Source organism: Phenylobacterium aquaticum (assembly GCF_947378715.1).
Taxonomy (GTDB): domain Bacteria; phylum Pseudomonadota; class Alphaproteobacteria; order Caulobacterales; family Caulobacteraceae; genus Phenylobacterium; species Phenylobacterium aquaticum_A.
This window is the reverse complement of record NZ_CANCLE010000187.1, coordinates 1-7,001: the sequence shown is the minus strand read 5'-3', so window position 1 is coordinate 7,001 and position 7,001 is coordinate 1. Positions and strand designations below refer to the sequence as shown.

The 7,001-nt window shown below is 68.1% G+C and carries 7 protein-coding genes; all 7 read left to right on the top strand.

The annotated features are described in order from the left end of the window. The coding region (locus tag Q7P21_RS18175) for a TonB-dependent receptor (protein ID WP_304178474.1) at positions 1 to 1,847 on the top strand (1,847 nt) is incomplete at its 5' end. 61 nt (positions 1,848 to 1,908) lie between these two features. Beyond that, on the top strand, positions 1,909 to 2,658 hold the full coding sequence (locus Q7P21_RS18170) for an SDR family NAD(P)-dependent oxidoreductase (protein ID WP_304169448.1): 750 nt from the start codon (positions 1,909 to 1,911) through the stop codon (positions 2,656 to 2,658). Further along, the gene (locus Q7P21_RS18165) at positions 2,655 to 3,419 is read left to right on the top strand and encodes an SDR family NAD(P)-dependent oxidoreductase (protein ID WP_304178467.1); all 765 of its coding nucleotides are present in this window, start codon (positions 2,655 to 2,657) and stop codon (positions 3,417 to 3,419) included. Before Q7P21_RS18170 ends, Q7P21_RS18165 begins: the two co-directional genes overlap by 4 nt. A gap of 15 nt (positions 3,420 to 3,434) precedes the next feature. Further along, positions 3,435 to 4,406, top strand: coding sequence for a thiamine pyrophosphate-dependent dehydrogenase E1 component subunit alpha (locus Q7P21_RS18160; protein WP_304169443.1), 972 nt, complete (start codon positions 3,435 to 3,437; stop codon positions 4,404 to 4,406). Positions 4,407 to 4,421: 15 nt separating this feature from the next. Then, positions 4,422 to 5,432, top strand: coding sequence for an alpha-ketoacid dehydrogenase subunit beta (locus tag Q7P21_RS18155; RefSeq protein WP_304169440.1), 1,011 nt, complete (start codon positions 4,422 to 4,424; stop codon positions 5,430 to 5,432). Between the two features lie 20 nt (positions 5,433 to 5,452). Then, the gene (locus Q7P21_RS18150; RefSeq protein ID WP_304178458.1) at positions 5,453 to 6,670 is read left to right on the top strand and encodes an aromatic ring-hydroxylating dioxygenase subunit alpha; all 1,218 of its coding nucleotides are present in this window, start codon (positions 5,453 to 5,455) and stop codon (positions 6,668 to 6,670) included. Then, positions 6,667 to 7,001, top strand: a 335-nt coding sequence (locus tag Q7P21_RS18145; protein WP_304178444.1) for a VOC family protein, incomplete at its 3' end; no start/stop codon positions are given. The genes Q7P21_RS18150 and Q7P21_RS18145, both read left to right, overlap by 4 nt.

Here is a 7,001-nt window from a genome sequence, read left to right as displayed (position 1 = left end):
TGATCGCGGTGCAGCGCACCCGGCCCACGGGCGAGCTGGGCGGAAGCTTCGACATCCTGGCCGGCGACTATGGCCGCCAGGAAGGTCACGCCGTGCTGAACCTGCCCAAGGTCGGCGACCAGCTCTCGACCAAGCTGTTCTATTCCAGCCGCAAGAGCGACGGATATGAGCGCAATGTCACCCTCAAGAAGGACACTCCCGGGAACAACATCCAGCGCTATGGGGTGAGCTTCCTCTGGACGCCGACCGACAATTTCGACGCCGACCTGACCCTCGAGCATGGCCGCGAGCGCAGCCATACCGACCAGGCGCCGTTGTCCAACAAGAACGACCTGATCTGCAACCTGCCGGCCGCCGCGGGCGGAATCTCGCTCGGCCCGCCGCTGCAGTCGCCGGCCGTGGAATGCGGCCGCAACACCGATGGCGACCTCTATACGACCTATGCCAACAAGCTGGGCGTCGCCAACAACGACGAGGATGACGCCACCCTGCAGGCCAACTGGTCGCTGGGCGCCGTCAGGCTGGCCTCGATCACCGCCTATCGGAAGAACAAGGAGCACGTCACCCAGGACTTCGACGCCTCCTCGATCAACTTCTTCGACACGGTCCGCGACCAGGACTACCACCAGTTCAGCCAGGAGCTGCGGGCCACCGGCAATGTGACCGCCAGCCTCGATTACGTGGCCGGGCTCTATTATTTCGACAGCAAGTACAGCTTGGCCCAGGCCACCAACTACGGGCTGCTGTTCCAGTCCGTCGGCCTGCCCGCCCAGGGCCATCAGCTGGTGGACCATGAGAGCAAGTCCTACGCGGCCTTCTTCGACCTGAACTGGCGGATCGCCGACAAGTGGCGCGCCACCCTCGGCGGCCGCTACACCAAGGACGAGAAGGAGATCCACAACAACTTCGTGGGCGCCTTCAACGTGCGCGCCGACAAGTCGTGGAGCGAGTTCACGCCCAAGGCCTCGCTGGACTTCCAGGCCACCGACAAGATCCTGTTCTACGGCTCGTTCTCCAAGGGCTTCCGGTCCGGCGGCTTCAATGGCCGGGGGTCGACGATCTATTCCAGCACCACGCCCTACAACCCGGAGACGGTCGACGCCTTCGAGCTGGGCGCCAAGACCGAGTGGCTGGACAACCGCCTGATCCTCAACGTCGCGGCCTTCAGCACCGACTACAAGAACAAGCAGGAGGAGGTGGTCCAGAAGACCCCGCCCGGCTCGCCCAACCCCCAGGAAACCATCGTCGCCAACGCCGCTACGGCCAAGATCCAGGGTGTCGAGTTCGACCTCCAGGCCCAACCGGCGCGCAACCTGTCGGTCCGGGCGACGCTTGGCCTGCTGGACGCCAAATATGACGGCTTCAGCCAGGTGGACGAGACCTACGCCCAGCTGAAGGACGACCTGAGCAACCTCAAACTGCGTCGGGCGCCCAAGGCCACCGGCGGCGTCGGCTTCGACTACAAGGTCCCGACCGCCAATGGCGATTGGACCTTCACGGCGGACTATCGCTACATCGCCGCCCACGAGACCGCCATCGCCCCGGCCTTCGGCACCGGCATGTGGACGGGGACCGGCTGCGCCACCGCGACCGCCGCCTCGGCCACCTGCGCCTACATCAAGCCGGTCAACGACCAGCGTGGCCACGCCCAGGCGTCCAACACCGTCGACGCCAGTCTCAGCTGGGATCACCCCCTGCCGACCGGTTCGCTGCGGCTGTCGGTGTTCGGCCGCAACATCACCGACGACCAGGGCCTGTCGGCCGCCCTGCCCGTGGCCGGACTGTTCACCTTCGGCACGCCGCGCGCGCCCCGCACCTGGGGCGTTCAGCTCGGCTACCGGTTCTAGAAACCGGCTTATCCCCGCCCCCTCCCCGGGGCGGGGCTTCTGTTCGTGGAGTTAAAGAGACGTGGCGTTGGACAAGGAACTGGACGGACGGGTGGCGATCGTCACCGGCGCGAGCCGGGGCATAGGTCGCGCGATCGCCGCGCGTCTGGCCGAAGCGGGCGCCCGGCTGGTGCTGACCGGCCGCACAGCCGCCGACGTCCAGGACGCTGCCGCGGCGATCGTCGCCAAGGGCGGGGAGGCGGTCGGGCTGGCGGCGGACACCGGCGACAGCGCGGCCTGGAGCCGGGTGGTCGAGACCGCGCAGTCGCGATTTGGCGGATTGGACATCCTGGTCGCCAACGCCGGTGTGACCGATCCCGCCCCGATCGCCGACATGACCTTGGACGCCTTCCGGGCGCTGCAGCGGACCAATCTGCGGGGCTGTTTCCTGGGCCTGCGCGCGGCGGCGACCGCCATGATCGAACAGGGCCGTGGCGGCTCGGTGATCCTGGTCGGCAGCATCGTCGGCAAGGTCGGCGCCCAGGGCCACGCCGCCTACGCCGCCGCCAAGGATGGCGTGCGGCTGATGGCCAAGGCCGCCGCCCTGGAGCTTGGAGATCGCGCGATCCGCGTCAACTCCCTGCATCCCGGCATGATCCGCACCCGGATGACCGCTGGCTATCCCGAAGACCAGATGGCCGGCCTGATCCCGCTGGGGCGGTTTGGAGAGCCCCGGGAAGTGGCCGGGGCGGCGGCCTTCCTGGCCTCGGACCGTGCCAGGTTCATGACCGGCGCGGAACTGGTCGTCGACGGCGGATGGATCGCACAATGACCGGCGCCCTCCAGGATCGGGTGGTGATCGTCACCGGCGCCACCAAGGGCATCGGCCGGGCGACGGCGGTGCGGCTGGCCGGAGAAGGCGCGCGGGTCGTGGCCACCGGCCGTGATCTCGCCGGCGGGGCCGAGACCCTTGACCTGCTGCGCAGGGCGGGAGGGGAGGGCGCCTTCCTGCCTCACGACATCCGCAGCGAGGCCGACTGGGCGCGTGTGACGGCCGAGGCCGACCGGCTGGGCGGACTCTACGGCCTGGTCAACAACGCCGGCGCCTTCTTCGTGAAGCCGCTGGTCGAGACGACCGACGACGAGTTCGACGACATCGCGGCGATCAATGTCGAGGGAACCTTCCTCGGTGTGCGCGCCGCCTTCCAGGCCATCGCCCGGGCCGGGCGGCCGGGGGCGGTGGTCAATGTCTCCTCGCTGATGGGCCAGGTCGGGTTCCCGGGCGCGGTGGCCTATTGCGCGACCAAGGGGGCCATCACCGGCTTCACCAAGACCGCGGCGCTGGAAGGCGCCGCCATGTCCCCCAAGGTGCGGGTCAACTCCCTGCACCCGGGCGTGATCTGGACGCCGATGATCACCGGCCAGTTCGGGGACAGCCAGGAACTCTCCGACGCCTTCGCGGCCGACACGCCGCTGAAGATGATCGGTCTGCCGGAATACATGGCCGACGCCATCCTCTACCTGCTCAGCGACGACGCCTCCTATGTGACGGGCGCGGAACTGACGGTGGACGGCGGGCGCGGCGCGGATTGAACCCAGGAGCGGTCCATGCAGCTATCTCGAGACGATCTCAAAAGGGCCTATGAGCGGATGTTCACCATCCGCGCCTTCGAGGAACGGGTGGAGAAGGAATTCTCCCAGGGCAATATCCCGGGCTTCGCCCACGTCTATCTGGGCCAGGAGGCCTCGGGCGTCGGGGTCTGTTTCGACCTTGGCGACGAAGACTATATCGGCTCGACCCACCGGGGCCACGGCCACTGCATCGCCAAGGGCGTCGATGTCAAAGGCATGATGCTGGAGATCATGGGCAAGGCCGGCGGCCTGTGCGGCGGCAAGGGCGGCTCCATGCACATCGCTGACCTGTCCAAGGGCATGCTGGGCGCCAACGCCATCGTCGGCGGAGCGCCGCCCCTGGCGGTCGGCGCGGCCCTGACCCAGAAATACAACAAGACCGGCAAGGTGGCCGTGGCCTTCACCGGCGACGGCGCCTCGAACCAGGGGACGGTGTTCGAGGCCCTGAACATGGCCGTGGTGCTGAAGGTCCCGGCGATCTTCGCCTTCGAGAACAACAGCTATGGCGAGCACACCCATGTGTCCTACGCCTGCGGCGCCCCCTCGATCGCCGACCGGGTGCGCGCCTTCGGCATGCCCTGCGAGGTGGTCGACGGCATGGACTTCTTCGCGGTGCTGGAGGGCATGCGCAAGGCCCTGGAACATGCTCGCGCCGGTCACGGCCCCTATGGACTGGAGATCCAGTGCAAGCGCTTCCTCGGTCACTTCGTGGGCGATCCCCAGGCCTATCGCACGCCTGCGGAACTGGCTGAGGCGCGCGCCGCAGACGCCCTGCCACGGTTCCGGGACAGGGTCCTGGAGGCCGGCCTGCTCGACGCCGCCGACTTCGAGGCCATCGAGGCCCAGGTCCTGGAGCTGGTCGAGGCGGCCGTCCAGGAAGCCCTGGTCGCCCCGTTCCCTGACCCGGCGCGGGATCTCACCCGCGACGTCTATGTCCGCTACGCCTGACCGGAGGAAACCGTCATGTCCAAGAAGACCTATGTCCAGGCGATCAATGAAGCCGTGCGGCAGGAGATGCGCCGCGATCCCAAGGTGATCGTGATCGGCGAGGATGTCGCCGGCGGCCAGGGCGCGACCGGCGAGGCTGGTGGTGTCGGCAGCGTGTTCGGTCAGATGCAGGGGCTCTATCGCGAGTTCGGCCCCGACCGGGTGATCGACACCCCGATCTCCGAAAGCGCCATCGTCGGCGCGGCGGCCGGGGCGGCCCTGACCGGCCTGCGCCCGGTGGCGGAGATGATGTTCGTCGACTTCGTCGGCGTCTGCTTCGACCAGATCTACAATCAGGCCGCCAAGTTCCGCTACATGTTCGGCGGCAAGGCGCGCACGCCCATGGTGCTGCGGGCCACCATCGGCGCCGGCTTCCGCGCCGCGGCCCAGCACAGCCAGACCCTACATCCGCTGTTCACCATGGTGCCGGGGCTGAAGGTGGTGATGCCCTCCAGTCCCTATGACGCCAAGGGCCTGTTGATCCAGGCGATCCGCGACGACGATCCGGTGATCTTCCTGGAATCGAAGTTCCTGTTCGGCATGGAGGGCGAGGTGCCGGACGAGCCCTATCGGATCCCGTTCGGCGAGGCGAATATTGTGCGCGAAGGCAAGCACATGACCTTCGTGGCCTTCGGCGCCATGGTGCCTCGCGCCGTCGCGGCCGCTGAGGCCCTGGCGAAGGAGGGCGTCCAGGTGGAAGTGATCGATCCGCGCACCACCTCGCCGCTGGACGAGGACACCATCCTGGAAAGCGTCGCCAAGACCGGGCGGCTGGTGGTCATAGACGAGAGCCCGCCGCGCTGCTCGCTCGCCGCCGACATCGCAGGCCTTGTCGCCGACAAGGGCTTCCACTCCCTGAAGGCGCCGATCCGCCAGGTGACCTGTCCGCACACCCCGGTGCCGTTCTCGCCCACCCTGGAAGACGAATATCTGCCGACCCCCGCCCGGATCGAGGCGGCGGCCCGGTCCATTCTCGTTCACGCATGATCTAGCGCAGGAGGCCCGCCATGGCCGCTCAAGCCGAAGACGTCCTCAAGTCCCGAATGGCGGTCGCCCGGCGGGTGGTCGACCACATCCGCCACGGCACCAGCGACCTCGCCGAGGCGCCCATGGTCAACGCCGCCAGCGTCTATACCGACCCGGAGCGGCACGCCCGCGAGCGCGAGGTGCTGTTCAAGCAGACCCCGCAGTTCGTCTGCCTGTCCACGGAACTGGCCGAGCCCGGAGCGTTCCGGACCTTTGACGAGACGGGGACGCCGATCGTCGTGGTGCGCCAGGGGGACGGTTCGGTCCGCGCCTTCCTGAACATCTGCGTCCACCGTGGGGCGCGGCTGGTGCGCGAGGCGGAGGGCAAGGCCAAGCGCTTCACCTGCTGGTTCCATGGCTGGACCTTCGCCGCCGACGGCCGCCTGGCCGCAGCGCCGGAGGCCGAGCGGTTCGAGGGCGGCATGGCCGGCCGCGACCACCTGATCTCCGTGCCGGCGGCCGAGCGGCACGGCATGGTGTTCGTGGTCCCGACTCCAGGCGCGTCCATGGACATCGACGCCCATCTCGGCGCGTTCGGCGAGATCCTGGCCGGGCTCAATCTGGAGGTCGCCGAGCGGGTCAAGACCGACATCCTGCCGGTGGCCTCCAACTGGAAATACGCCCTGGACACCTATGGCGAGGGCTATCATTTCGCCGCCCTGCACAAGCAGACCTTGGCGCCCTATTTCCGCAACGACATCACCATCTACGACCGTTACGACCGCCATCACCGGGTCGGTTTCGTGGAGCGCGACTGGGAGAAGTGGGTCGACCAGCCGGAGGAGACCTGGGGCGTCCGGGCCGAGGCCGCGGGGATCCATTACCTGTTCCCCAATGTCGTGCTGTTCGCCGGCAGCGTGTCGCCGGGCAAGACCTATCTGACCATCTTCCGGCACTATCCCGGCGAGGCGCCGGGCGAGACCAAGACCTACAAGACCATCTACGCCTTTGGCGGCGTGCGGTCCGAGGAGCACCGGGCCGAGGTCGAGGCCGCCTTCGACGCCACCGCCCATGTGGTGCGGACCGAGGACTATGTGACGGCGGCCGAGGGCTGGAAGAATCTCACCGCCCTGCCGCCCGGCGCGACCGTGGTCTATGGCCGTCAGGAGATCGCCCTGCAGCACCAGCATCGGGCCCTGGCCGAGGCCATCGGCCTGCCGCTGCCGCAACTGAACCCCATCGCCCAGGCCGCCGAATGACCGCCTCTGTCGCCCAGCTCGGCCAGATCATGCAGCTGGCCTATGTCCCCGCCGACTTCGACGCCGCCCTGGCCCACTGGCTGAAGCATGGGGCTGGGCCGTTCTTCGCCCTCGATCACGTGGCGCTGGAGGATGTGCGCTATCGCGGCGCCTCGGCCGACATCGATTTCTCCATGGTGCTCGGCTACTGGGGCGATCTGCAGATCGAACTGATCCGCCAACACAACGCCGCACCATCGATCTACAAGGCTTGGCGCGACGCGGGCCATGAGGGCCTGCACCATGTCTGCATCCTGGTGGAGGACATGGAGGAGGCCCGCGCCCGGGTGGC